This is a genomic window from Nocardia sp. NPDC056952 (assembly GCF_042674185.1).
Taxonomy (GTDB): domain Bacteria; phylum Actinomycetota; class Actinomycetes; order Mycobacteriales; family Mycobacteriaceae; genus Nocardia.
The window spans coordinates 137,571-163,226 of the sequence record NZ_JBHURA010000012.1 but is presented as its reverse complement, the minus strand read 5'-3'; the positions used below and the strand labels follow the sequence as shown (position 1 = coordinate 163,226).

Sequence of the window (25,656 nt, the reverse complement as noted above, 5' to 3'; positions counted from 1 at the left end):
GCCGCGCGATCGATGATCGGCGCGAGATCGGAGGCGGGGTGAACCAGCGCTCACCAGCCGGGATCGGTGTCCAGGGGGACGTTGATCCAGCTCGGGCGGGACGGATCGAGCTCGAGGTGCTGGGTGCGCAGGCCGCTTTCGTTCAGCAACGGCCGCAGCGGGATTCCACTGGGGAAGTTGCCGGCGAAGACGTCGACGCGCAGGCGGTGACCCGGCAGCAGGACACCGTCGGTGGCACGGACGCCGATGTCGATCGTCGTCGGCTCGCCGGGCACGATCGGCTGACGGGTATCCAGGGTGAGGTACGGATACGGGTCGGTGTAGTCGCCGTTCGGCGAGCGGGTCGCCTTGCCCTCGTCGACCGTGCGCAGGGATGCCATCAGCTGCCCCTGAGACCAGACCGTCGACGTGCCGTCGGGGGCGACATCGTTCACCGTCACCGTCCAGTACCCGTCGGTCGCGTCGAGCACGGTGTTCAGGTGGGCGGCGATCGGCCCGGAGATCCTCGTCGGCGCGGCCACCGGAGCCGTGGTGAAGGTGAGCGCGGCGCCCTCACTGATCCGGGCGTCCTTGGCACAGATGTCGGGCAGCGGGACCAGGCCGGCCGTGCCCTGCGCGGCATCACGCGAGCAGATGGTGGTCAGGCTCGGATCCACCGAAACGCGTTGCGCGGCACCGGGGGCAGTGCGCAGGCTGCCGTCGTGGCGGGCGCCCGGCGCGGTGCCGGAGGAGGCGGCGTCGAGATACATCCGCCGGTACTGCATGCCCGGCCGCGGGAACGCGACGTCGGCGGTCCACTGCCCACTACCCTGCTGCCACAACGTGACCGGGTCGTAGCGGTCGATACCGTTGTCGATTCCCTTGAGCCACTTGTCGAACCACGCGCGCTGCAACGAATCCGCCGGCGCGGGCGCACCCGGCTGGCCGAGTCCCGAGCTCACCGTCACGTGGTAGACGTCGTCCATGACGAGCTTCTTCTGCTCGGCGGGCACGTTCACCGCGTTGTAGATGCGCGGGGTGGAGTAGGTGAAGATGTCGTGCCAGCCGCCGTAGAGGAAGGTCGGCACCCGCACCTGATCGGGCGAGCCCACCCAGGCCGTCCGCAGCGCGCTCTCGTCGTCGAGGATCGACGCCATCTCCGGCGGGATCTGCTCCACGTTCGGAGTGGTCAGCGCGGCGATGAGCACGTTGAAGAAGGTGAACGGATCGGTCACCCGGTCGCGCAGCCAGACCCAGTCGAATTTGCCGTTCAGCATCGACATCAGGTCGGGCAGCAGCTTCGCGCCGTCGACGGCGAGCAGCCAGGCCGGGATGAACCCGATCCCGAGCGCGCCACCGGGGGCAGCGACATCGCGGATCAGGTCGCTACCGGGCACGATCGGGAAGATCGCCTTGAGCGCCTCGGGGTGCCGCTGCGCGGTCTGCAGCTGGTTGATCGCCGAGTAGGAGATGCCGCTCATCCCGATCTTGCCGTCGGACCAGCCCTGTTTCGCGGCCCAGTCGACGATTTCCACACCGTCGAGCTGCTCGCGTTCACCGAAGACCTGCCAGGTGCCCTGGGAGAAGCCGGTGCCGCGCACGTCGACGACCACCTGGGTGTACCCACCGCGGATCAGATTCCGGTCGACGCCGAAGGTGCGGGCCGCGCCTCCTGGCAGTGCGTTCATCATGTCGCTGAGGCTGCTGAAACCGAACGGCGAGAAGTCCAGGTTCTGCAGCACCGGCATCAGCAGGTCCGACAGGCCGGGGACCGCGAGCGCCGAGTCGGCGACGTTGGTGACCAGCTTGGTGTAGGGCGTCATGTTGACGATCGTGGGCGTCGGCTCGGCGACGGGCTGACCGTCCGCACGGGCCGGGTGATAGACATTCGCTTTCAATACGGTGCCGTCACTCATGGTGATCGGCACATCCCACTCGATGAAGACGTTGGGGTACTGCTGCGGCCCGTTATGGGTGGCGACGAACTGCGCGTCGAGACCCTCGGCATTCGGCGATGCTTGTCCGACCGGTGCGGATGCGACGGCGCCTGCCATTACGACGACGGATGCGACCAGCGCAGCCAGCCGCCCACGATGTGTGATCATGCTTCGGTTCAGCCCTCCACCATCGGGAACTACGACGTTCCCGTACCGGGAAGTAACGTAGCGTGGGTCACGTCCGATCGCAAGAACATGTTCTGGGCAATCCTCGTTCAGCGCCCGCGCGCGCCCCACCACGGTCACCTGACAGAATTGGCGTTGTGACAGCGTCCGAACTCGATGACGGCCGCCGGTACCGCGGGGCCGCCCCTGGGCAACGTCAGCAGGAACGCCGCGCCCGGTTGCTCGAGGCGGCCACGGACGCCTTCGGCATCGACGGCTACCGCAACACCACAGTCACCACGATCTGCGCGGCGGCCGGCGTCGGCAAACGCTACTTCTACGAATCCTTCACCGACAGTGAGGATCTGCTGCTCGAGGTGTATCGCGAGACAGCCGCCAGGATGATCGAGGCGATCCATACCGGCCTGCGCGAGGCCGAGGCCGTCGACGCTCAGGTGCGTGTCGGCTTGACCGCCTACTTCCAGCTCATCCTCGACGACCCCCGGGTCCCTCGGATCGCGTTCTTCGAGATCCTCGGCGTGAGTCCCGCGGTCGACCGGGCCTACCACGATGTTCTCGACGCCTTGGTCGATATCTGCCTGGCTCTGATCACCCCGCATGTCGACCTGGAAACCCACCCCGCTGTCAGCGTGCGCACCGTGCTGTTCGGCCTGGTCGGCGCCATCGTGATCATCGCCCAGAAGTGGGTGCTCGACGCCTACCGCCAGCCGATGGCCGATGTGGTGGACAGCGCGTGCCTGGTGGTCAACGCGGTGCTGGCGCGGATCGGACCGGACGGCGACCGACAGTGACGCCGGAACTGCGGCACCTGCGCTATCTGGCCGCTGTCGCCGAACACGGGAACTTCACCCGGGCCGCGGAGCAGCTCCACATCTCGCAACCGACGCTGTCGCACCAGATCAAGCAGCTCGAGCGCGCCGTCGGGGCGGTGTTGCTCGACCGGGCAGGGCGCAGTGTGCGGCTCACCGACGCGGGGGCGGCCTATCTCGCGCATGCCCGCCGAGCTGTCGACGAGGTCGCCGCGGCGCAGCGGGCCGTGCACGACGTCACCGATCTCAGTCGCGGCCTGCTCCGCTTCGCCACCACTCCCACCTTCACGCCCTATCTGGTCGGCCCGCTGATCGCGGCGTTCCGGGCCCGCCATCCGGGGATTACCGTCGAGTTCGGCGAGTTGTCCCAGGACGCCATGGAGTCCGAACTGCTCGACGACCGCCTCGACCTCGGCATCGCGTTCGCTCCACCGCGCCTGCCCGGCATCACGGCCGAAGCGCTGTACGAGGAGACGATGGCCGCCGTACTCGGCATCGCCGCGCACCCCGCGCTACCAGCGGCCATGACACCCGACGATCTGGTCGGCCACGATCTCGCCCTGCTCAATTCGACGTTCGCGACCCGCCACCACATCGACAACTATCTCCACGACCACGGCGTTTCGCCACGAATCGCGGTGGAAGTCAATTCCATTCAGGCGCTGCTGGAGGTGGTATCCGCCTCGGACCTGATGACGATCCTGCCCGAGTCGGTCACCGACACTCATCCCCCACTCGCCCGGATTCCGCTGCGGCCCAGCATGCCCCGGAGAGCCGTCACGCTGCTGTACGCGGCCGAGGGGCACCGCAGCGCCGCCGCGACAGCGTTCGCCGAATCAGTCCGCGAACAGACGCGCTGAGCGCCTCGGCACGCCCGCTCAGCGCAGCAGTGCCACGATCGCGTCCTGGTGGAGACGTTCGGCGTTCTGAAGCGCGGTGCGGCCTTCGGCGTCGCGGATCCGCGGGTCGGCGCCCGCGGCGAGCAGCGCGGTGACGGTTTCCTGGTAGCGCTGCGAGCCGTCGCCGTAGACGACCGCCTCCTGCAATGCCGTCCACTGCGGCGTGTTCACATGGTTGACGTCGACTCCCGCGGCGATCAGCATCCGCACGGTGCTCACATGCGCGTGCTCGCTCGCCGGGATGAGTGCCGTACCGCCGTAACGGTTCACGCTGCGCAGGTCCGCGCCGTGGCGCAGGGTCGCGGCGAGGATCTCGTCGAGGCCCTCGGCTCCGGCGTACAGGTAGGCGGAGTCCCGGAGGTCGTCCGCAGCGTTCACGTCGGCGCCCGCCTCGATCAGGGCCAATGCGGCCGCCGTCGCCGTGTTCTTGGTGGCGGCGACCAGTGGTGTGCGCCCGTTGTCACCACGCGTCTCCATGTCGGCGCCGCGGGCGATGAGGTCACGGACCCGGGCGGCATCGTCGGCGACCGCCGCGTCGTAGAGGTCGCCGTCCAGGGCGTGGTCGAGCTGCCTGGTCGGCGGTGCGGCAGCGGAAGTCGTGACCGAGGTCTCGGGTGTCGCCGAGGCGGCGGCGGTTTCCGGCGTGCCCGGGTCGGCGGAGCAGGCACCGACGCCCACCGCGAGAACCGCGAGCGCGAGCACGGCCGCGCGGGGGCCACGAACTGCCGGGCGAGCCGGATTCATAGGTATCTCCTCTGGTCAGGTCACGCTCCACCGTGCCCATCCCGTCCCCTCACGTCCAGGACGCAGCGCCGATCGCCACCATCGACACCGTCTATGCGCCGCCGTCAGAACGCGATGCGGTGAACTGGGCGATCTCTGGTTTCGACGAAAAGTAGGCGCCGACCCGTTGATCGACGGTATCGCCGGGTACCCCCGGAATATGACTACTCACGAGAACCGCCAACTCGACGAGGTCATCGAGCGGTTGATCATCCGGTACCCGACCATCGCACCCGCTGAGCTCGCCGACATCGTGCACAACGTCTACGACGCGTTCGGGAAGGTGCACATCCGCAACTATGTCCCGCTGCTCGTCGAGCACCACGTGCGAGAAGAACTCGGCAGTCCGACAGGTGAGATCCCACCCATCCCGCATTGACCGGGCGAGCGGCCCCGCTAGCGTTGGCGTAGACCCACGCCAACCATGAGGAGGTCCGCATGCCAGACACCGTCCGCGGAGTCATCGCCCGCGCGAAGGATGCGCCGGTCGAAACCGTCGACATCGTGATTCCCGACCCGGGACCGCACGATGTCGTCGTCCGTGTCCAGGCCTGCGGGGTGTGCCACACCGACCTGCACTATCGCGACGGCGGCATCAACGACGAGTTCCCGTTCCTGCTCGGGCACGAAGCCGCCGGTGTGGTCGAGTCCGTCGGCGCGGCCGTGACCCATGTGGCCGAGGGCGATTTCGTCGTCCTCAACTGGCGCGCGGTGTGTGGCGAATGCCGAGCGTGTCGGCGCGGACGCCCCTGGTACTGCTTCGACACCCACAACGCCAGCGTCCCGATGACGCTCACCGACGGCACCCCGCTCACCCCGGCCCTAGGCGTCGGCGCCTTCGCCGACAAGACCCTCGTGCACGAAAAGCAGTGCACCAAGGTCGATTCCGAGACCGACCCCGCCGTCGCCGGCCTGCTCGGGTGTGGCGTGATGGCCGGGATCGGCGCCGCCGTGAACACCGGCAACGTCTCGCGCGGTGACAGCGTCGCGGTGATCGGCTGCGGCGGCGTCGGTGACGCCGCCATCGCCGGTGCGCGCCTCGCCGGTGCGGGCACGATCATCGCGATCGACCGCGATCAGCGAAAACTGGACTGGGCCAAGGACTTCGGCGCCACCCACACCATCGACGCGACCAGCGAGGACGTGGTCGAGCGGATCAAGGAACTCACCGACGGTTTCGGTGCCGACGTGGTGATCGACGCGGTCGGCCGCCCGGAGACCTGGCAGCAGGCGTTCTACGGGCGCGACCTGGCGGGCACGGTCGTTCTCGTCGGCGTCCCGACGCCCGACATGACGTTGGAGATGCCGCTGATCGACTTCTTCTCGCACGGCGGTGCGCTGAAATCCTCCTGGTACGGCGACTGCCTGCCCGAGCGCGACTTCCCGATGCTCATCGATCTCTACCGGCAGGGCAGGCTGCCGCTGGACCGGTTCGTCACCGAGCGGATCGGCATCGACGGGGTAGAGCAGGCGTTCGCCGCGATGGCGCAGGGCCGGGTGCTGCGTTCGGTGGTGGTCTGGTGACCCGCGTCGAAAGAGTCGTCACCTCGGGAACTTTCGCGCTCGACGGTGGCACCTGGGATGTCGACAACAATGTGTGGCTCATCGGTGACGACACCGAGGTGCTCGTCATCGACGCCGCCCACGACGCCGATGCCATCGCCGCCGCGGTCGGCGACCGGCACGTCACCGCGATCCTGTGCACACACGGCCACAACGACCACGTGACCGTCGCGCCGGAACTCGCGAAGCGCCTCGATGCCCCCGTCCTGCTGCATCCCGGCGACGAGCCACTCTGGCGCATGACCCACCCGGCCGCCGACTACCACTCGCTGGCGGACACCACCCGAATCACGGTGGCGGGCACCGATATCGACATCCTGCACACCCCCGGCCACTCCCCCGGCTCGGTCTCGCTGCACGTGCCCGACCTCGCTGCCCTGTTCACCGGTGACACCCTGTTCGCGGGGGGCCCGGGCGCCACCGGCCGCTCGTTCTCCGACTTCGACACGATCATCGACTCGATCCGAGACCGATTGCTCACGCTCCCCGAGGAGACCACGGTCCACACCGGCCACGGCGACACCACCACCATCGGCACGGAGCGGCCCGCGCTCGCGGACTGGATCGCCCGCGGACACTGACCGTGTGCCCACCGCCGATCAGCGGTGGGCACGCCGGTAGGCGCGGGTACCGAGGGCGACGGCCACCAGGCCGAGGAAGATCGCGATCGCCGCGCCGACGATGCCGTTTCCGGTGCCGGGGCCGCCGTCCGCGGTCGCGAATCCGATCACTCCCACGATCGCCGCGACCGCGCCTGCCCCGATCGCGAGAAACGATCGGGCGGGATTTCCGGCGCGCGAGACTGCCCAACCACCCACGAGCACGGCGGCCAGACCGAGGAACGCGGCCGATGTCGCGACGAGGCGGTCTGTCGTCATGCCGTAGGAGTCGGCGAGTGTGGTGGTTGCCGCGGTGGCGGGTGCGGCGCAGATGAGGGTGAACGCTGTGGTGACAGCGGCTGTGGTGAGTGGGCGGATGGACATCGGGGTACTCCTCGTCGTGCGTTCTGTAGGGGACGGACCTATCGTCGGCGACGTACGGATGTTCGGTCATCGCGCGGCGGTAGACAATTCGAGGTGACGCGGCCGCGGTATCGACTACCGCCGAGGCGTCAGGAGCTGCGCGGATACCGCAGCCGTAGTAGTCGGTGGATCATCCGTGCGCGGGATTCGCCCGGGACCCGAGCGGGCTAGGGTTGGCGCATGGGCAGAACCGTCGACGGGGTGATCGCCGTCGGCGTGGCCGCGGTGCTGCTGGTCACCGGGCTGAGCCGCGAGCACTCCACCGATCTCGACTGGCTCGGCTACGCGTTGCTGGTCGCGGGCGGGCTGGCACTCGCCGCGCAACGCCGGGCACCGGTGGCGGTGCTGGTCGTGACCGGCGTGTGCGCGCTGGGTTACCAGGCGCTCGGTTTCGACGTGCCGGCGGTCGCCTTCCTGTTCGCGGTGTATTTCACGGTCCGCGCGGGCCATCGGATGGTCGCCGTGCTGACGTCGGTGGCGGTGCTCGCCGCGCTACCGCTCGCGGCGCTGGTCTCGCTGCACGACACGACCCAGGCGCTCGCCCGCGCCCGCGACGCGCTCGAGATCGCCTGGCTCATCGCGGCGGGCGCCGCGGGTGAAGCGCTGCGCCAAGCCGAGCGGCGAGCCGACGAGGCCGAACGCACCAGGGAGGAAACCGCGCGACGGCGGGCCGACGAGGAGCGCCTGCACATCGCGCGCGAGCTGCACGATTCGCTCACCCACCAGATCTCGGTGATCAAGGTGCAGTCCGAAGCCGCCGTCCATGTGGCCCGCAAGCGGGGCGAAGAGGTCCCGGCGGCACTGCTGGCCATCCGCGAAGCCGGTCGCGAGGCGGCCCGCGAATTGCGCGCGACCCTGGAAGCGCTGCGCGACGACGACACCTCCCCGCGCCCCGGTCTCGCCCACGTCCCCGATCTGGTGGAGCGCGTGCGCGCCAACGGCTTGGACACCACTCTCACGATCGAGGGCGCGCACCAGAATGTGCCGGTCGCGGTCGACCGAACCGTCTACCGGATCGTGCAGGAGTCACTCACCAATATCACCCGCCACGCCGCCGCCGCGACCGCCACCGTCCACATCGACTACCGCACGGACACTCTCGTCATCGAGGTCGAGGACGACGGCACCGCGAACCCCTCGACCGCACCGGTCCCGGGCGTCGGACTACTCGGTATGCGCGAGCGCGTCACCGCCCTCGGCGGCCACCTCCATGCCGCGCCACGCAGCAACGGCGGCTTCGCCGTGCACGCCGAATTACCGGTGGACAGAACATGATTCGCGTCCTGCTCGTCGACGACCAGCCTCTCATCCGCAGCGGTTTTCGCGCGCTGCTCGAGATCGAGGACGACATCGAGGTGGTCGCCGAAGCCGCGGACGGCCGCGACGGCGTCGAGCTGGCCCGGACCCATCTGCCCGACATCGCGCTCATCGACATCCAGATGCCGGTGGTCGACGGCATCGAAGCCACTCGCCGCATCGCCGCCGATCCGGCGCTGTCGGGCGTTCACGTCGTCATCCTGACCAATTACGGCCTCGACGAATACGTCTTCGACGCCTTGCGAGCGGGCGCCGCGGGCTTTCTCGTCAAAGACATCGAACCGGAGGACTTCCTGCACGCCATCCGCGTGGCCGCCCGTGGCGACGCTCTGCTCGCACCCTCGATCACCCGCAGGCTGATCCATCGCTACGTCACCCAGCCCCGCACACCGACCCCGGGCGCGGGCCTGGACGAACTGACCACCCGCGAACGCGAGGCCGTGGTTCTCGTCGCGCAGGGTCTGTCCAACGACGAGATCGCCGTCCACATGGTGATCAGCCCGCATACCGCGAAAACCCACATCAACCGGGCGATGACCAAACTCCACGCCCGCGACCGAGCCCAATTGGTCGTGCTCGCCTACGAATCCGGCGTGGTGATTCCTCGAACCCGGTGAACCTCAGTCGCGAAGATCGATGAGGGACTCCTGGTAGGCCACTGCCGCCCGAGCGAAGTAAGACGAGCACGTCCCCTCCGTTGTGATCGCGCTGCGCGCAACCCGTGAATCCGGCACCTCCCTGCGCGATCGTGGAAGCATGACTTCCACCGCCGCGCCATCGACCACCGATTCCGAGCTGGACGCCATCTTCGCCCCGATCTTCGACCGGATCGCCGCGGGCGCGGTCGAACGGGAGGTCGATCGGCGACTGCCGTTCGACGAGGTGGGCTGGTTGAAGGAGGCCAAGTTCGGGGCGTTGCGGGTGCCGGTCGAGTTCGGCGGGTACGGCGTGAGTGTGCGACAGCTGTTCCGGTTGCTCATCGACCTGGCGGCGGCCGAGTCGAATCTGCCGCAGGCACTGCGGGTGCACTGGTCGTTCGTCGAGGATCAGCTCCTGGCGGAGGCGGGACCGGCGCGGGAGCGATGGTTGCGGGCGGTCGCGGCGGGCACGCTGGTCGGCAATGCGATCACCGAACCGGGGGTCGGTGCGGTGGACCGGTATCGCACTCGGCTGACCCGCGACGGTGACCGGCTGCTGCTCAACGGCGTGAAGTACTACAGCACCGGATCGCTGTTCGCCGATCACATCCTCGTCGCGGCCGACAGCGACGGTGAGCGGCTCGGCGTGCTGGTCGACTCGGACGCCGACGGTGTTGTGCAACACGATGACTGGGACGGTTTCGGGCAGCGGCTCACCGCGAGCGGCACCACCGAGTTCACCGATGTCGTGGTGGCCGAGGACCGCGTCCTCGGACCCGGCTACGGTGTCGCTGGCCCCACCTACGGCACCGCCTACCTGCAACTGGTGCAGCTGGCGGTGCTCGCGGGGATCGCCGCGCGCGCCGAACGTGATGCCAGGGAATGGGTCAGCGCGCGCACCCGCACCTACACCCACGCCGCCGCCGATCTGCCGCGCGAAGACCCCCTCGTCCAGCAGGTGATCGGCAAGCTGTCGGCGGCGGCGTTCACCGCGCGTGCGGCAGTGCTCGCCGTGGCGGATGTGCTCGACGGGGTACTCGACGCCGGGGCGAAGGACGAGCAGGCTCTCGTGGCAGCCGAATTGGCCGCCGCCCAGGCACAACTCGGGGTGATCGACATCGTGCTCGACGCCACCACAAGACTGTTCGAACTCGGCGGAGCCTCGATCGTGTCCGAACAGCTGCGCCTGGATCGGCATTGGCGCAACGCCCGCACCATCTCGGTGCACAATCCCGCGATCTTCAAAGCTCGCGCCGTCGGCGACTATCTGCTCAACGGCACCGACCTGCCCTTCGGGTGGAGCGCGGGCGAGCGGAACACCGGCACACCAGCTTCCACGAATGCGAGCACCGTGCACCCCGAGGCGGCGACGCGATGAGCAGGCCGATCCGGTTCAACGCCTTCGACATGAACTGTGTCGCCCACCAATCACCGGGGCTGTGGCGTCATCCCGACGACCGGTCGCATCGCTACACCGATATCGGCTACTGGACCGAGCTGGCGAAACTCCTCGAACGCGGGCGGTTCGACGGGATCTTCATCGCCGACGTCCTCGGCACCTACGACGTGTACGGCGGCAACGACATCGCCGCGCTGCGCCAGGGCGCGCAGACGCCGGTCGCCGATCCGCTGCTGCTGGTGTCGGCGATGGCGGCGGTGACCGAGCACCTCGGTTTCGGGATCACGACCGGCACCGGTTTCGAACATCCGTTTCCGTTCGCGCGCCGCCTGTCCACCCTCGACCACCTCACGAACGGGCGGCTCGGCTGGAACGTGGTGACCGGCTATCTGCCCTCCGCGGCAAGGAATTTCGGTGCGGCCGATCAACTCGACCACGACGAACGGTACAACCAGGCCGACGAATACATCGAGGTGCTCTACAAGCTCTGGGAGGGTTCGTGGGAGGACGACGCGGTGGTGCGCGATACCGAACACGGCATCTACACCGATCCGTCGAAGGTGCACCACATCGGCCACTACGGCAAGCACTACACCGTGCCGGGGATCCACGTCTGCGAACCGTCGCCGCAGCGGACGCCGGTGATCTATCAGGCGGGCGCTTCCCCACGCGGTGTGCGGTTCGCGGCCGAGAACGCCGAGGCGATCTTCATCGCCGGCCCCTCGAAACGAATTTTGGCGCAGACAGTGTCGCGTGTTCGTGACGCGCTCGAGGCCGCGGGCCGTGACCGGTACGCGGCCAGGATCTACGCGCTGGCCACCATCATCACCGACGAGACCGACACCGCCGCACGGGCCAAACGCGACGAATACCTGTCCTACGCGAGCATCGAAGGCGGACTGGTGTTCATGTCCGGCTGGATGGGAATCGATTTGTCGCAGTACGACCTCGACGACCCGATCGGCGATGTGCAGAGCAACGCCATCCAGTCGGCGGTCGCGGCGTTCCAGGAATTCGACGACGACGGCCGTGAATGGACGGTGCGCGACATCGGCCGTTGGGCCGGCATCGGCGGCATGGGCCCGGTGTTCACCGGATCCGGCGAAACAGTCGCCGATCTGCTGCAGGAGTGGGTCGCCGACACCGACCTGGACGGATTCAATCTCGCCTACGCGATCACGCCGGGGACGTTCGAAGACATAGTGCGCCACGTTGTTCCCGTCTTGACCGAGCGCGGCGTCTACCGGACCGACTACGAGCCGGGCACGTTGCGCAACGCGCTGTTCGGTGCCGGTGATCGGCTCCCGCCGGAGCATCGCGGCGCCGGGTATCGCGTCGGCGGTCCGCGATCCACCGTATTGTCACCCGAGCAGTCGCGTCCCGGACCGGTGGAGGCACTCGCCCGCCCATAGCGTGGCGTCAGTCGTCGATCAGCGTCAGGACGCACTCGCCCTGGCGCGATCGGCGTGCGCTCATGTCCATATCCGTTGGGGTGCACAGTATTCGGATCGATTCCCGCTGATCGCAACACTCATCATCGGGCGAAGGTGAGCGCACCATTCCGGTATGACATCGCAGACACCCGTTTCCCGTTCCCCTCGTTCGGCCGCGGTAATCGGCGCCGGCCAAACCGGCGTCACTGCGGCGCTAGGTCTACTCGACGCCGGTTTCACCGTGACCCTCTACAGCGACCGAGATCAACGCTCACTCCGTGACGACGTCCCCGCCACCGGCACCGCCCTCGAATTCGGCGAGACCCAGCAGGCCGAGGCGGCGCTCGGGCTCGACAGTTACACCGGGCGCGCGCCCCGCCACACCGGGCTCAGCGTGCGCATCGCCGGACCCGAGAATGCCGAGCTGATCGCCTTCGACGGCACCTTCGACGGTTATGTCGGCGTCGCCGTCGACACCCGGCTCAAGGCCGATGAGCGCCTCACGGCCTTCCTCGAACGCGGCGGGGATTTCGTCGTCGGACCGGTCACCCCCGAATCCCTCGACGCCATCGCCGCCGCCAACGACCTCACCCTGGTCGCGACCGGCCGCGGCGGGCTGGCCGACCTGTTCCCGATCGACGAGGAACGCACTGTCTACGACAAGCCGCAGCGCTCGCTGCTCACGGTCACCGTCACCGGTCTCGACTTCGACCCCGGGGTCTTCGCGCACCGTAGCCCCGCGGGCGGCGCGCACAGCCTGTTCTCCATTCTCGCCGAGCAGGGCGAGGCGTGGTGGGGTCCGTACCTGCACAAGGACGCGGGCCCGAGCTGGGCGTTCCTGGGTTGGGCCCGACCGGGCAGCGACTGGGAAACCCGTTTCGCCGCAGCCGATTCCGCCGAATCGGCGTTGCAGATCGTGAAGGACCTCTACCGCGACTACATCGACTGGGATCTGCCGGAAGTGCAGGCCACCCAGGTGATTCCCGAGGACCCGCACTCCTGGCTCAAGGGCGCGGTCCGGCCGGTCGTGCGGGTCGGGGTGGGACGCACCGCGGGCGGCCATCCGGTCGCCGCTCTCGGTGACACCGCGGTCGCCTACGACCCGGTCGCGGGCCAAGGCGCGCAGAGCGGGCTGATCCAGGCGCAGCGCCTGGTCGCGGCCGCCGCCGTACACGACGGACCGTTCGACGAACAGTGGATCACCGACCAGTACGCCGCGTTCCTCGCCGCCCGCAGCGACGCCGCCGCCAAGGTGACCCGCCTGTTCCTCAGCGACCCCGAATTCGGCGACATCGGCGGCCAGTTCTTCGCCACCGCCGCCGTGAACCCGAAGTTCGCTTCGGCGTTGGTCGGCCTGCTGCACCGTCCGCAGTCGTTCCTGCCGATCGATTCCCCCGCCGACGCCGCCGCCTACATCACCGAGGTCACCGGCACGGACGCGGCCGAACTGCTGGCGAAGTTCGCCCCCGCGGGCCGCTTCGAACGCTCGACGTTCGCCCCGGCCGCCGTCGGGTAAGCGTGCGATCCGGGCGGCCGCGGGCATCTCCGCCCGCGGCCGCCCGCTCTTTCCCGCGCCGGCTACACCGAAGCCCCGGGGCCGGTGATCTCCCAGGCCGCCTCGATCATCCGGAAGATCTCGTCTACCGCGGTTTCCGGATCGGCGGCCTCCCGGCCCAGCGCATAGGCGTCGATCACGAACCTCGCGATCGCCGCGCTCTCCGTCGCGGTCCGCGCCAGCGCGGGATCGGCAGCGATGGCCGCTGCCAGCGCCTGCGCATGGCGCACCCGCATCGACTCCCCGTACCTGCGCAACGCGGGGGATTCGTCGATCATGCGCCAGATCGGGGCGGCGCTGTCCGCCGAGCAATGTCGCACCATCGAATGGATTTCGCGCCGCAGCGCGGGGATGAGCGGTTCGTGAGCCGCACGGTCGGTGACCGCCCGTACGAGTCCCTGTTCGAAGTCTTCATCCCGCTCGAACACCAGGGCCTCTTTGGCGGCGAAGTGGGCGAACAGTGTCGTGACGGCCACGTCGGCCTCAGCGGCGACGTCGCGGATGCCCACCTCGTCGTACCCGCGTTCCAGGAAGAGCCGCAGGGCGGTATCGGCGATCTTCTGGCGGGTCGCGGCCTTTTTGCGTTCACGACGTCCGGTAGGCACGGTCATGCCAGGAGGCTACCAGTTAGGAATCTGTATCAGTTATGAACTCATATCCGTTTCAAAATACTAACCGTTAGTGTTACGTTCGAGGCATGAAAAAAGTGAGCTTCGCCGAGTTCGGCGGTCCGGACGTCCTGCAACTCATCGATGCCGAGGAGCCCCATGCGGGCCCCGGCCGGATTCGCATCGCGGTGCGCGCGGCGGGCGTCAACCCGGTGGACTGGCGGCTGCGCGAAGGCCAGGTGCTCGGGGCTCATCCGATCGCCTTGCCCGCCGGTGTCGGGCTGGACGCGGCCGGGGTGGTGGACGAGGTCGGCGCGGGCGTCGACGGAGTCGAGGTCGGCGACCCGGTGTTCGGCGAAGGCTCGAGCACCTACGCCGAGTTCGCCGTGCTGACGGCCTGGGCCCGCATGCCGGAAAGCCTGACGTTCGAGGAAGCCGCCGGGTATCCGTCCGTGGTGGAGACCGCGCTGCGCGTCATCGGCGAGGTCGGTGTGCGGGCCGGGCAGACGCTGCTGGTCAGCGGCGCGTCCGGGGGTGTCGGATCGGCGGTGCTGCAGATCGCGCGCGAGCGTGGCATCACGGTGATCGGCACCGCGGGGGCCGCGAACCAGGACTATCTCCGAAGCCTCGGCGCCCTCCCCACGACGTACGGCGAGGGGTGGGTCGAGCGGGTGCGCCGGTTCGGGCCGGTCGACGCGGCCCTCGATCTGGCGGGCTCGGGGGTGATCGGCGAGCTGGTCGAGCTGACCGGGGATCCACAGCGGGTGCTCACCATCGCCGATCTCGGTGCGCCGGCGCTCGGGGTCCGATTCTCCGGCGTGGCCGGGAGCGTGCCGGACGCGCTCGCCGAGGCCGCCGCCCTCATCTCACAGGGCACACTGCGTATCCCGGTCGAGAAGTCGTACTCGCTGGCCGACGCCGCCGCGGCGCACATCGACAGCCAGGCCGGTCACTCACGCGGACGCCGGGTCATCGTCATCTGAGTTGTTCACGCGCGATCGCACCGAGGCCGCGGTGGCCCACACCCAGGGGTGGACAGCGGCCACCCCCGGGTTCGCTGGGTGATACCTGCGGGCACTATCCGGACCGCCACAGAGAGCGGATAGTCATAGTCACCCCCTATGACTTTCTCCCCTGTGAAGGAAAGGCCACATGCAGCCCAGCTACGTGCACCACGTCAGGCAGCAGGTTCGCGTCTATGGCGAGACCCGCTCCTACATCTACCTGCGTGAGGCGGGGCGCGAGCTCGTCGAGGAGGTCGTCACCTACCGCGATCTCGATCGCGATGCCAGGGCGCTCGCCGCGTGGCTGGCCGATCGCCCGGAATCGACGGAACCCGTCGTTCTGCTCTACCACGACGGTATGGCTTTCCTGCGCGCCTTCCTCGGCTGCCTCTACGCCGGCGTCATCGCAGTGCCCGCGCCCCTGCCGCACGACGAGCGCAGCACCCGGCGCGTAGCGGGCATCATCGCCGACTCCGGCGCCCGCCTGGTTCTCACCACCGCCAACTTCCAGCCGATGGTCGCCGCGGCCACCACCGCGGCCGTGGTGGCCACCGACGAACAGCTCGGCGACCCCGACGCGTGGCGCCTGCCCGACATCGACACCGGGACCATCGCGTTCCTGCAGTACACGTCCGGCTCGACCGGCACACCCAAGGGTGTCGTCGTCACCCACGGCAACCTCCTGCACAACGAAGCCGCGATCTCCGCCGCGATCGGGAGCGACGACACCTCGACCGGCGTCACCTGGATCCCGCAATTTCACGACATGGGCCTGATCGGCTCGCTGCTCGCCTCGATCTACGTCGGCGCGAATCTGGTGTTCATGTCGCCCACCACCTTCCTCAAGCGTCCCGTGCGCTGGCTGCAGGCGATCGACAAGTACCGCGCCACCTGCACCGCCGCCCCGAACTTCGCCTATGAACTGATCGCCAAGCGCGTCACCGGCGAACAATTGGCCACCCTCGACCTGTCCTCCCTCGAGGTGGCGTTGTGCGGCGCCGAGCCGGTCCGCGAACGCACCATCACCGCGATGCGCGAACGGTTCGCACCCGCGGGGTGGCGACCGACCGCACTGCTGCCCGCCTACGGCCTGGCCGAGGCGACGCTGCTCGTCACCTCCGGGCCGGTCGATGCACAGCCCGTCGTCACCGAAGGGCCCGACAGCATGCTGGTCGGTTGCGGACAACCGGCGCGCGGTCTCACCGTCCGCGTCGTCGACCCGCACACCGGGCAGCAGGTCACCGACGACACCGTCGGCGAGATCTGGGTTCGCGGCGACAGCGTGGCAGCCGGCTATTGGAATCGGCCCGAGGAGACCCGGCACACCTTCGACGCGCATCTCGGCGACGAAGGGCCCTTCCTGCGCACCGGCGACCTCGGAATGTTGCGCGACGGCGAACTGTTCGTCACCGGGCGGCTCAAGGACCTGCTGATCATCAACGGCCGAAACCTCTACCCGCAGGATGTCGAGGAACTGGTGGAGGCGTTGCATCCCGCGCTCACCACCGGCGTGGCCGTCTCCGTCGAAGCAGGCGCCCGGGAACGGCTCGTCGTCGTGCAGGGCATCAAGACAGCGCTGCTGCGCGGTACCACCCTCGCCGAGCTGACCTCGACGATCAAGATCGCGGTCGCCCGCGGTTTCGATGTCCCCGCACCGAGCGTCGTCCTGATCGAGAGCCGCTCCGTGCACCGCACCACCAGCGGCAAAGTCCAACGGGCCTCGATGCGCGAGGCCTTCGTCGACAACAGCATCTCGACCGTCCTGCACGAAGACCTCGAACCGGCCCTGAGCCGATCCTCGACCGCCACCCACTGAGGAGCCGAAACATGTTCGCCACCATCACCACTCACGCCACGACGACCCAGGACTGGCTCATCGAGCGCGTCGCCGACTACACCGAACGCGCACCGCACCAGGTGGACCCGACGATCCCGCTCGCCGAACTCGGCATGGACTCGGTGTCGGCAGTGGCCCTGTGCGGCGAGATCGAAGACCGGTGGATGCTCGACATCGACCCGACCCTGGTCTTCGAATACCCCACCATCGCGGCCATCGCCACCTACCTCACCGCCGAAATCGCCGTCGCGGCATGACCGATATCGCTGTCGTCGGCCTCGACTGCCGCTTCCCGCACGCCGCCGACCCGGCGCGGTTGTGGCAGTTGCTGATCGAGGGCCGCGACGCGATCTCCGAAGTCCCGTCGAGCCGCTGGAACGCCGACGACTTCCACGACCCGGCGGGCGCGCCCGGCACCATCAACACCCGCAGCGGCGGATTCATCGACGACGCCGACGCGTTCGACGCCGAATTCTTCGGCATCACCGCACACGAGGCCGAGTCGATGGACCCGCAACAACGACTGCTGTTGCAGGCCACCTGGCGAGCCTTCGAGGACGCCACCCTCGACCCCCGGGCACAGGCGGGCTCACGGACCGGGGTCTATGTCGGCGTGATGGCCAACGAGTGGGCCAACCTGCAGATGAGCGACTACGCCGCGATCACGCCGCAGCACGGATCCGGCAACGGCTACTTCATGACCGCGAATCGGCTGTCCTACCAGTTCGACCTCGAAGGGCCGAGCATCGCGGTCGACACGGCGTGCTCGTCGTCGCTGGTCGCGGTCCATCTCGCGTGCAACGCCCTGGCGGCGGGCGATTGCGACCAGGCCGTCGCGGGGGGCGTCAATCTCGTGCTGACCCCGGCCGTCGGCGTGTTCTACACCCAGGCGGGTCTGTCGGCGCCGGACGCGCGGTGTAAACCGTTCAGCGGCAACGCCGACGGGATCGTGCGCGGTGAAGGCGTGGCGGTGCTCGTCCTGCGCCGCCTGGCGGACGCCGAGGCCGCGGGGCTGCCGATCTACGCGGTGATCAAAGGCAGCGCGGTCAACTCCGACGGGCGCAGCAACGGCATCACCGCGCCGAACCGATGGGCGCAACAGAAGGTGATCGGCGAGGCCTACCGGCGAGCGGGCGTACGGCCCGACGACATCGACTTCATCGAGGCACACGGCACCGGAACGGTTCTCGGCGACATGATCGAGGTCAAGGCGCTCGGCAAGCTGCACGGGAGCGATCGGGCGCGGCCCTGCGGGATCGGGTCGATCAAGGGCAACCTCGGCCACACCGAGGGCGCCGCGGGCGTGGCCGGACTCATCAAAGCCGTCCTCAGCCTGCACCACGGTGTGGTCCCGCCATCGAGGTTCGCCGACCAGGAGAACCCTCGCCTGCAGATGGCGCGGCACGGCCTGCGCCTGCTCGACGATCTGATGCCGCTCGACGGACGCGCGCACGGTGGGGTGAGCAGCTTCGGGCTCGGCGGGACGAATGTGCACATGGTGCTGGCGAGCGCCACCACCGCATCGCCCGTGGCATCCGCACCCTCCGAGACGCCCACGGCATCCGGAGCGAAGGTGATCACCCTGTCGTCGGACAGCGAGGATGGACTGCGACGCAACGCGATCCGAATGTCGGAGGCGTTGGCATCGGTGACCGACGACCACTTCGCCCAGTTCTGCTGGACGAGCAATCAGGTCAAGTCGTCGGGTCGGCACCGGCTCGCCGTCGTCGCCCGCCACCGCGACGAGGCAATCGCGCAGTTGCGCCCCGATGACGGCACAGGCGAAGACGTGAGCCGGCGCCACGGTCTCGCGCAGCCGGTGCGCGCCGGCTGGATGTTCACCGGCCAGGGCTCGCAATTCCCCGGGATGGGGCGGACTCTGCACGAGACGAGCCAGGGGTTCCGGCGAGCACTCGAACTCGTCGACACCGCCATGGCCCCCCACCTCGGCCGATCGATCCGAGATCTGCTGCTCGACGAAGACGCCGACCTCGATCCCACCGCCCTCGCGCAACCGGCGATCTTCGCCATGGAATACGCCATCGCCAAGACGCTGGCCGACCTCGGCATCCGACCGGCCTGGCTGATCGGGCACAGCATCGGCGAATTCGCGGCCGCGGCGGTGGCGGGTGTCTTCGATCTCGACGACGCCTGCAAGCTGGTCACCGCCCGGGGACGGCTGATGCAACGACTGCCGACCGGTGGCGCGATGCTGGCCGTACGCGCCGCCACCGAGCGGATCGCCGACCTGCTCACCGGCGAACCCGCCGTTGTGGTCGCCGCTGTCAACGGTCCGGAGGATCTCGTCCTCTCCGGCGACGCCGAGGCGCTGCACCGTATCGCCGCGGCGCTGCGCACCCGGTCGGTGGTCGCGAAGCCACTCACCGTGTCGCACGCGTTCCACAGTCCGCTGATGGCGCCGATGCTCGCCGAGTTCGACACCATCGCCAGTACCTGCTCCTACCGCGCCGCCGCCCTGCCGATCTACTCGACCGTGCACGGCAGGCTTCTCGATCCCGAGGAGGTGATGGACGCCGAATACTGGACCGAACACGTCCGCGCCACAGTCCGTTTCGGCGACGCCGTCCACGCCGCGCTCGGCACCGACCCGACGCACCTCGTCGAGGTCGGCCCCCGGCGCGTACTCGCCGCGGCGGTGCGTAGGGTCGATCCCGGGCTCGGCGCGCGCTGCCTGTCCCCGAGTCCCGGCCCCGGCGCGACCGGCGACGACCTCGCTGCCACCGTCGCCGCGCTCTACCGCGACGGTCTCGACCCCGTGTGGAACGAACTCTACGAACCCGCGCAGCGCGTCCGTCACCGTCTGCCGGTGTACGAGTTCTCCGGCGCGCACCGGTTCTGGGTGGAACCACCCACAGTCGGCGAAGCCGGCGCATCGGCACCCGCACCCCACTCCGCACCTACCGAGGAAACGACGATGGACTCACTGATCGCGCTCTTCCGTGAACAGAACGCGGTACTGGCAGGCCTGCTGGCGACACCCGGCCGGGCACCCGGCACACCCCTCGACACCGGCTCCGGCTCCGGCTCCGGCTCCGGCTCCGTGCGCCACGATCACGCCCCGGACGCCGCCGCGATCGTCCGCGCGGAAGTGGCCAGGGTGAGCGGATTTCCCGCCGACCGGCTGGAGGACAGCCGAACACTCGGCGACAGCCTGGGCTTCGACTCGCTCATGCTCACCGACCTGTTCACCGGTCTGGTCCGCAAGATCCCCGGCACGACCGTCGACCCGGCCCTGGTCACGGGAACAACGACGCTCGGCGATGTCATCGCCCACTTCACCGGTCGACGCTCCGATCCGCCCGCCGCACCGAACACGTCGGTCGAGACATCCGAAACCCCCTCCACCGCAGCCGAAGCCAGGCAGGCAGGCGTCGCCCCCGAATACCGGATCTCCGACTTCGCCGAGGTGCGGGCCATCACCGACCGGCTCGCGGGCGGCGAAGCACTGGGCCTGGCCAACCCCTACTTCCTGATCAACGACGGCGTCACCCGAGACACCTCGTTCATCGGCGGCACGGAGGTGGTCAACTTCTCCAGCTACAACTACCTGGGGATGTCGGGTCACCCCGCCGTCGTCGCCGCCGTGCAAGACGCCGTGGCCCGCTACGGCAGTTCGGTCTCGGCCAGCCGCCTGCTCTCCGGCGAGAAGCCGATCCATCGTGAACTCGAGGCCGAACTGGCCGCCCTGCTCGGTACCGAGGACGCGATCGCGCTGGTGGGCGGTCACTCGACGAACGTGACGATCATCGGCCATCTGGTCGGCCCCGAGGATCTGGTGATCCACGACAGCCTGGCGCACGACTCCATCCTGCAGGGCTGCCGGCTGTCCGGTGCGACCCGCAGACCGTTCCCGCACAACGACCACGCCGCTCTCGACGCGTTGCTGACCGAGATCCGGCACCAGTACCGCCGGGTCCTGATCCTCATCGAAGGCGTGTACAGCCAGGACGGTGACATCCCCGATCTGCCCGCGATCATCGAGATCAAGAAGAAGCACCAGGCCCTGCTGATGATCGACGAGGCGCACAGCGTCGGCGTGCTCGGCGAGAACGGCGGTGGCATCGGCGAATATTTCGATGTCGACCGCCGTGATGTCGAGCTGTGGTCCGGCACGATGTCGAAGGCGCTCGCGGGCTGCGGTGGCTATGTGGCGGGCAGCGCGGAGCTGGTCCAATTCCTGAAATACACCACCCCGGGCTTCGTCTACAGCGTCGGCATGACACCGATGAACGCGGCCGCGTCCTTGGCCGCGATGCGGCTGTTGCGGGCCGACCACTCGCCGCTCGACCGCCTTCGGCACAATGCGGAACTGTTTCTTCGCCTTGCCCGCGAGGCGGGCATCAACACCGGCGACAGCCACGACACTCCGATCATCCCGTGCATCGTCGGCGACTCGATGAAGACGCTGAAACTGTCCACCGCGCTGCTGCATCGCGCGATCAACGTCAACCCGATCATCTATCCGGCCGTGCCGGAAGACCTGGCCCGGCTCCGCTTCTTCGTCACCTCCTGCCACACCGAAGACCAGATCCGCGACACCGTCGCCGCCCTCGCCGAAGAACTCGCCCGGATTTCCGCCGACGACCTCGTCGACCACTAGCCCCGGCAGTCAGCTGGTCCAGTCGACTCGATCGGCCATGGCGAGGAGTTTGTCGCGGCGGTGCGGGCTGGTCTCGCCGATCCACGAGATCAGGCCGTACACGTGGGCGCGGAAGTCGTTGTGCTCGTCGATGTTAGGCGTGGAAGCACCGGTGCGCGCACAGTTGTGCAGCAGGGCAAGGACGGCGTCGTAGCGGTCGCGGGGTGCGGCCGGGGAATAACCGCAGGCCGTGAACACCGCGCGACCGTGATCGTCGGGAAGAAGTCGCGAAGATCGTGTCTGATCACGAGCGCGGAGCCGGCATGCGGAGTGGCGAAAGCTGCTGCGCTGCAACTCTTCTCGAATCCGTGACACGCCGGATGAGCGGGGACGCCCGCGAGAATCCGACGCAGGATCCGGCGCTGGATCTCGCGTAGTCGCACCTTCGGCGCCTCGACGACCCGCACCCCCGTCGCTTTGGGCAATCGCCGATATCGGTAGTGCGACAACGGTTGTGACCACGCGCGGCGCAACCGGCCGCCCCGATCGGCGAACCATTCGAGCCCGATCGGGCAGCTCGACGACCAGGCGGCCGAGCTATGACCCGGAGCGAGCCCAGCGCGCCGTCTGCCACAGCCGTGCCCAGTCGAAGGCCGCGGCGGCGGGACGAACTCCCGGTCGGGTTCTGGGTACTCGCACGCGCAGAGCCGCCGGTTGGATGGTGCACCGGACCGGGGTGTCGAGGAGCATGGATTCGCCGTCGATGCCAGCCGGGATCTCGGGGGTGTCGGCGTCGACGATCAACTCGATCGCGGTTTCCTGCGACAGGCCGCGAAGCCGGGTGCGGCGCAGCAGCCCGACCGCTTCCCTCGTGCTGGTGACAGACAGGGTGACCGCGCCGAGGACACCGCGATCGAGGCGGACGCGACGGCTCAGGCCCGCGAGATCATTGCTGCCGTAGGGATTGTTGCTCACCAGGATTGCCTGTGGCCCGTCCACCACGAGTTCCCCGATCCGGGCGACCAGTCTCGGGCCCCGATGTCCGTTGAGCAGATCGGGAAGCAGCGCCAGCACCGTCGCGGTCTTGTCGTCGCGGTATGCCGGACTGCGCACGATCTCGGCGTAGACCCCGAACGAGGCGTTGTTGACGAAGGGCCGTCCGTTGACGGTGCCGAGATCGACGCGCAACTCCACCCCGTCGCGCAGTGCGTCGAGCGAGCGGGTGGGGTCGGCGCGATCGAGTCCGAGATCCATGGCGAAGTGATTGCGGGTGCCGGCACTGATCACCAGGAACGGCAGATCGTGTTCGACCGCCACCGCCGCGACCAGGGCCTGAGTCCCGTCACCGCCCGCGACCCCGAGCAGATCAGCGCCGTCGGCGACCGCCCGCTGGGCCAGCGCGGTGACGTCGATTTCCTCGGGCCCTTCGAGTAGAGCGACCTGCGCGCCCAGTTCCTCGGCTTTGCGCTCGAGGTCGAACTTCGACACCTTCCCGCCACCGGAGCGCGGATTCATGATCAGGAACGGGCGCTCCGGTGCTGGAGCGGAGTATTCGGGCATCGTCGTCTCCGCACCGCTGCCGCGCAGGGCGATGCGGGCGGCGCCGATGGTCACCAGCGCGAGCGCACCCGACACCAGGACGACCCACAGCAGATTCGCCCGCACGAACGAGACCACCACGATGACCGGTGCGAGCAGCGCCACCGCCAGTGCCATCCACCGCAGGATTCCGAACCGGGTGATGAACGTGTAGAGCGCCGCCACGGCGACCACGACACCGCCGGTGCCGACGATCAGCAACGCCACGGCGCCGAGCACTCCGGCGGCGAGCACAGGCACCACCGCGGCCGCGGCAGCGCAGACGAACGCCAGCCGCGCCCACCAGCGGCGAGCGCGGCTACCGGTGGTGTCCGGGGAGGTCATGGAGCCGGTTCACTTGGCGGTAGTCTTGCGCGCCCGGGGTCGGCGCGCGGACTTGGCCGGTTTCGGTGCCGCTTTCCTTGCCGGTGCGGCTTTCGTCGCCGGTGCGGCTTTCGTCGCCGTCGCCGGTGCCGGTGCCGGTGCCGGTGCCGGTGCCGGTTTCGCGTCGGCCCCTGTCTCGGCGGCCGGATCGTCGTGCCACTTGATCTCTATTTCGATTTCGGTCTCGTCGCCGTCGACTTCGATCTCGAATTCCCAGTGGAGGCGGTCGGCGACGACGATCTCGATCGAGTCGTCACCGGTCTTCAGTTCCACTTCGGAGCCGTGGGCGAGGGCCCGTCCGATCATGATGAGCCGCTCGCCTACCTCTTTGCGGGAGAGCTCTGTTTTCCTCTTGATCTCCAACTTCGGCACGGCAACTCCTGACTGGATTCAGCGTGGACGTTCCTCCACCGTAGCCACGGCGGCGAGCCGGACGGATCACCCTTTTCGGATGAGCTGCGCCTGCCGCCGGGGCTTTCGAAACCCCAGCTCAGCCTGCCCGGTCGATGCGGGAGATGCAGTAGCCGTTCGCGGCGTGATCGAGGGTGAGGTCGACCGCTGATGCCGCACCGTCCGCACTGCTCACCGGCGCGTTGATGGTTACGACCGAGCCTGTCGAGCCGCGGACCGTGAGTGCCGTGTCCTCGAATCGCCGCACCCCGGACAGGGCGGTGCCCGCCTGCGCGCCGTTGCACAGCAGCGGATAGTCCGGTTCCACGTCGGCCGGGTTCACCGGATCGCCGACCACCCGGCTCAGGTAGCGCTCGACGGTGTAGCGAGCCTGCTCGTCGGTGAGGCCGGTCTTCCATCGCTCGCTCACGGTCGGGCAGCCGTATTCGGATCGCAACTCGCTGGGGCGCAAGCTGACCACGAGGTCCTCGTTCTGCCAGTAAGGCCCGAATTGGCCGAGCACCCCCGGGCGCTGCACCGCATCGATGATCGGCAGGACGTCGCCGTACATCCGGGGGATCTCGGCGGGCGACTGGGTCCAGCATTTGCGGATCAGGGCGCTCATGTCACCGGCGAGGACATCGTCGAGCCAAGGACGCAGAACCGCCGCCGCCTTCGGGCTGTTCGGAACGGCACCGATCCGCGCGGCCTGCGGCGTGGCGGGCGAGTTGGAGGCACCCCTGTCCTGGGCGGTCAGCACGGCGAACGCGGTCACCGCGGCCACCACCGCCGCGCCACCGACACCGAGCAGGACTTTCCTGGTCCGCGACCAGCCAGGAGCCCGCGGCGTGTCCCGCCGCAGCACAGCGGTAGCCCCCACCACCGGTGCGCCGGTGAGAGCGGAGACCGCGGCGTCGGCGAGCTCACCGCAGCTGGCGTACCGGTCGCCCGGATTCTTCGCCATCGCCCGCGCGATCACCCCGTCCAGGGCAGGCGGCAGCCCCGGATTGCCGACCGACGGACGCGGCGGCGGCTCGATCAGATGCGCGCTGATCAACGCGGCCGGACTCTCCCGCTGAAACGGCACGAACCCGGTGAGCAGCTCGTAGAGGGTGCCGCCGAGGGCGTACACATCGGTGCGCACATCCAGCGGTTGCCCCTCGAGCTGTTCGGGCGCCGCGTACGCGAGCGTGCCGAGCACCGATCCCGCGGAGGTGAGACTCGTCGTCTCCCCCATGCTCCGAGCGATCCCGAAGTCGGTGACCATCACCTCGTCGGTACCGTCGTCGGCACGCGCGATCAGCAGGTTCGCCGGTTTGATATCGCGATGCAGCAACCCCTGCCGATGCGCGTAGTCCAGTCCCTTCGCCGCCTCGGCGACAATGCGTACCGCCCGCTGGGGCGTGAGCACCGACAGCCCCTGGCGCAGCAGCTGTGCCGCGTCGAGCCCGTCCACGAACTGCATCGCGATCCACAACCGATCGCCGTCGACGCCCCGATCGAAGATCTGCACGACATTCGGATGACGCAGCCGCGCGGCCAGATCGGCCTCACGCTCGAACCGGGCCCGAAACGTCGGCTCCACCGCGAGCCGCACATCGAGCACCTTCACGGCGTCGCGGCGCGGCAGCCGAGGATGCCGGGCCAGATACACCGTCCCCATTCCCCCGCCGCCGAGCCTGCGCTCGATGCGGTATCCCGCAAGGATCGCCTCCGGCCCGAACTCCATCACCAC

Annotated in this window: 22 protein-coding genes; 14 read left to right on the top strand and 8 right to left on the bottom strand. The window is 68.8% G+C overall.

All coding sequences use genetic code 11. From position 1 onward, the window contains the following. Positions 1-50 precede the first annotated feature (50 nt). Entirely contained in the window at positions 51-2,084 is a 2,034-nt protein-coding gene (locus tag ACFTS5_RS30300; RefSeq protein WP_378637678.1) for a CocE/NonD family hydrolase, read from the bottom strand. Positions 2,085-2,239: 155 nt separating this feature from the next. On the opposite strand from ACFTS5_RS30300, the gene ACFTS5_RS30295 reads away from it, so the two are divergent. Next, positions 2,240-2,893, top strand: a complete 654-nt coding sequence (locus ACFTS5_RS30295) for a TetR/AcrR family transcriptional regulator (protein ID WP_378637675.1) — start codon at positions 2,240-2,242, stop codon at positions 2,891-2,893. Then, entirely contained in the window at positions 2,890-3,771 is an 882-nt protein-coding gene (gene cynR, locus ACFTS5_RS30290) for a transcriptional regulator CynR (RefSeq protein ID WP_378637672.1), read from the top strand. Before ACFTS5_RS30295 ends, cynR begins: the two co-directional genes overlap by 4 nt. A gap of 18 nt (positions 3,772-3,789) precedes the next feature. Here cynR and ACFTS5_RS30285 read toward each other — a convergent pair whose 3' ends face one another. Next, positions 3,790-4,554, bottom strand: coding sequence for an ankyrin repeat domain-containing protein (locus tag ACFTS5_RS30285; RefSeq protein WP_378637670.1), 765 nt, complete (start codon positions 4,552-4,554; stop codon positions 3,790-3,792). A gap of 199 nt (positions 4,555-4,753) precedes the next feature. Here ACFTS5_RS30285 and ACFTS5_RS30280 point away from each other — a divergent pair, with 199 nt between their 5' ends. From ACFTS5_RS30280 to ACFTS5_RS30270, 3 genes are read left to right on the top strand one after another with little or no spacing between them, the layout of a single operon-like run. Beyond that, entirely contained in the window at positions 4,754-4,972 is a 219-nt protein-coding gene (locus ACFTS5_RS30280; RefSeq protein WP_358067951.1) for a three-helix bundle dimerization domain-containing protein, read from the top strand. A 59-nt stretch (positions 4,973-5,031) separates the two neighbouring features. Beyond that, the gene (locus ACFTS5_RS30275) at positions 5,032-6,117 is read left to right on the top strand and encodes an S-(hydroxymethyl)mycothiol dehydrogenase (RefSeq protein ID WP_378637667.1); all 1,086 of its coding nucleotides are present in this window, start codon (positions 5,032-5,034) and stop codon (positions 6,115-6,117) included. Further along, on the top strand, positions 6,111-6,737 hold the full coding sequence (locus tag ACFTS5_RS30270) for an MBL fold metallo-hydrolase (RefSeq protein WP_378637759.1): 627 nt from the start codon (positions 6,111-6,113) through the stop codon (positions 6,735-6,737). The genes ACFTS5_RS30275 and ACFTS5_RS30270 overlap by 7 nt, the downstream gene beginning before the upstream one ends. 18 nt (positions 6,738-6,755) lie before the next feature. On the opposite strand, the gene ACFTS5_RS30265 is transcribed toward ACFTS5_RS30270, so the two are convergent. Then, on the bottom strand, positions 6,756-7,139 hold the full coding sequence (locus ACFTS5_RS30265) for a DUF6223 family protein (protein ID WP_378637665.1): 384 nt from the start codon (positions 7,137-7,139) through the stop codon (positions 6,756-6,758). Between the two features lie 219 nt (positions 7,140-7,358). Here ACFTS5_RS30265 and ACFTS5_RS30260 point away from each other — a divergent pair, with 219 nt between their 5' ends. From ACFTS5_RS30260 to ACFTS5_RS30240, 5 genes are all read left to right on the top strand, one after another. After that, a complete protein-coding gene (locus ACFTS5_RS30260; RefSeq protein ID WP_378637662.1) occupies positions 7,359-8,453 on the top strand; it encodes a sensor histidine kinase in 1,095 nt (364 codons plus the stop codon). Continuing rightward, the gene (locus ACFTS5_RS30255) at positions 8,450-9,112 is read left to right on the top strand and encodes a response regulator (RefSeq protein WP_378637659.1); all 663 of its coding nucleotides are present in this window, start codon (positions 8,450-8,452) and stop codon (positions 9,110-9,112) included. Before ACFTS5_RS30260 ends, ACFTS5_RS30255 begins: the two co-directional genes overlap by 4 nt. A gap of 139 nt (positions 9,113-9,251) precedes the next feature. After that, positions 9,252-10,511, top strand: coding sequence for an acyl-CoA dehydrogenase family protein (locus ACFTS5_RS30250; protein WP_378637657.1), 1,260 nt, complete (start codon positions 9,252-9,254; stop codon positions 10,509-10,511). Continuing rightward, positions 10,508-11,944 carry an LLM class flavin-dependent oxidoreductase gene (locus ACFTS5_RS30245; protein WP_378637654.1) on the top strand — a complete coding sequence of 479 codons (1,437 nt, stop codon included), beginning with the start codon at positions 10,508-10,510 and terminating at the stop codon, positions 11,942-11,944. The genes ACFTS5_RS30250 and ACFTS5_RS30245 overlap by 4 nt, the downstream gene beginning before the upstream one ends. A gap of 154 nt (positions 11,945-12,098) precedes the next feature. Next, positions 12,099-13,481, top strand: coding sequence for a styrene monooxygenase/indole monooxygenase family protein (locus ACFTS5_RS30240; RefSeq protein ID WP_378637651.1), 1,383 nt, complete (start codon positions 12,099-12,101; stop codon positions 13,479-13,481). A gap of 62 nt (positions 13,482-13,543) precedes the next feature. Here the strand turns inward: ACFTS5_RS30240 and ACFTS5_RS30235 are convergent, their stop codons facing one another. Next, positions 13,544-14,131, bottom strand: coding sequence for a TetR/AcrR family transcriptional regulator (locus ACFTS5_RS30235; RefSeq protein ID WP_378637649.1), 588 nt, complete (start codon positions 14,129-14,131; stop codon positions 13,544-13,546). Positions 14,132-14,217: 86 nt separating this feature from the next. On the opposite strand from ACFTS5_RS30235, the gene ACFTS5_RS30230 reads away from it, so the two are divergent. The 4 genes from ACFTS5_RS30230 (at position 14,218) to ACFTS5_RS30215 (ending at position 21,590) form a co-directional block, all read left to right on the top strand. Continuing rightward, entirely contained in the window at positions 14,218-15,111 is an 894-nt protein-coding gene (locus ACFTS5_RS30230) for an NADP-dependent oxidoreductase (RefSeq protein ID WP_378637647.1), read from the top strand. A gap of 169 nt (positions 15,112-15,280) precedes the next feature. Beyond that, positions 15,281-16,948, top strand: coding sequence for a fatty acyl-AMP ligase (locus tag ACFTS5_RS30225; protein ID WP_378637645.1), 1,668 nt, complete (start codon positions 15,281-15,283; stop codon positions 16,946-16,948). A gap of 11 nt (positions 16,949-16,959) precedes the next feature. Beyond that, entirely contained in the window at positions 16,960-17,226 is a 267-nt protein-coding gene (locus ACFTS5_RS30220) for an acyl carrier protein (RefSeq protein WP_101469269.1), read from the top strand. Further along, entirely contained in the window at positions 17,223-21,590 is a 4,368-nt protein-coding gene (locus tag ACFTS5_RS30215) for a type I polyketide synthase (RefSeq protein WP_378637642.1), read from the top strand. Before ACFTS5_RS30220 ends, ACFTS5_RS30215 begins: the two co-directional genes overlap by 4 nt. Positions 21,591-21,599: 9 nt before the next feature. Here ACFTS5_RS30215 and ACFTS5_RS30210 read toward each other — a convergent pair whose 3' ends face one another. The 4 genes from ACFTS5_RS30210 to ACFTS5_RS30195 all read right to left on the bottom strand — a co-directional run bounded on the left by ACFTS5_RS30210 (position 21,600) and on the right by ACFTS5_RS30195 (position 25,650). Next, positions 21,600-21,827, bottom strand: coding sequence for a hypothetical protein (locus ACFTS5_RS30210; RefSeq protein ID WP_378637640.1), 228 nt, complete (start codon positions 21,825-21,827; stop codon positions 21,600-21,602). Between the two features lie 339 nt (positions 21,828-22,166). After that, a complete protein-coding gene (locus ACFTS5_RS30205; RefSeq protein ID WP_378637638.1) occupies positions 22,167-23,492 on the bottom strand; it encodes a diacylglycerol/lipid kinase family protein in 1,326 nt (441 codons plus the stop codon). A 9-nt stretch (positions 23,493-23,501) separates the two neighbouring features. Continuing rightward, entirely contained in the window at positions 23,502-23,903 is a 402-nt protein-coding gene (locus ACFTS5_RS30200; protein ID WP_378637636.1) for an amphi-Trp domain-containing protein, read from the bottom strand. Positions 23,904-24,021: 118 nt separating this feature from the next. Then, positions 24,022-25,650, bottom strand: a complete 1,629-nt coding sequence (locus ACFTS5_RS30195; protein WP_378637633.1) for a serine/threonine-protein kinase — start codon at positions 25,648-25,650, stop codon at positions 24,022-24,024. Between the last annotated feature and the right edge of the window lie 6 nt (positions 25,651-25,656).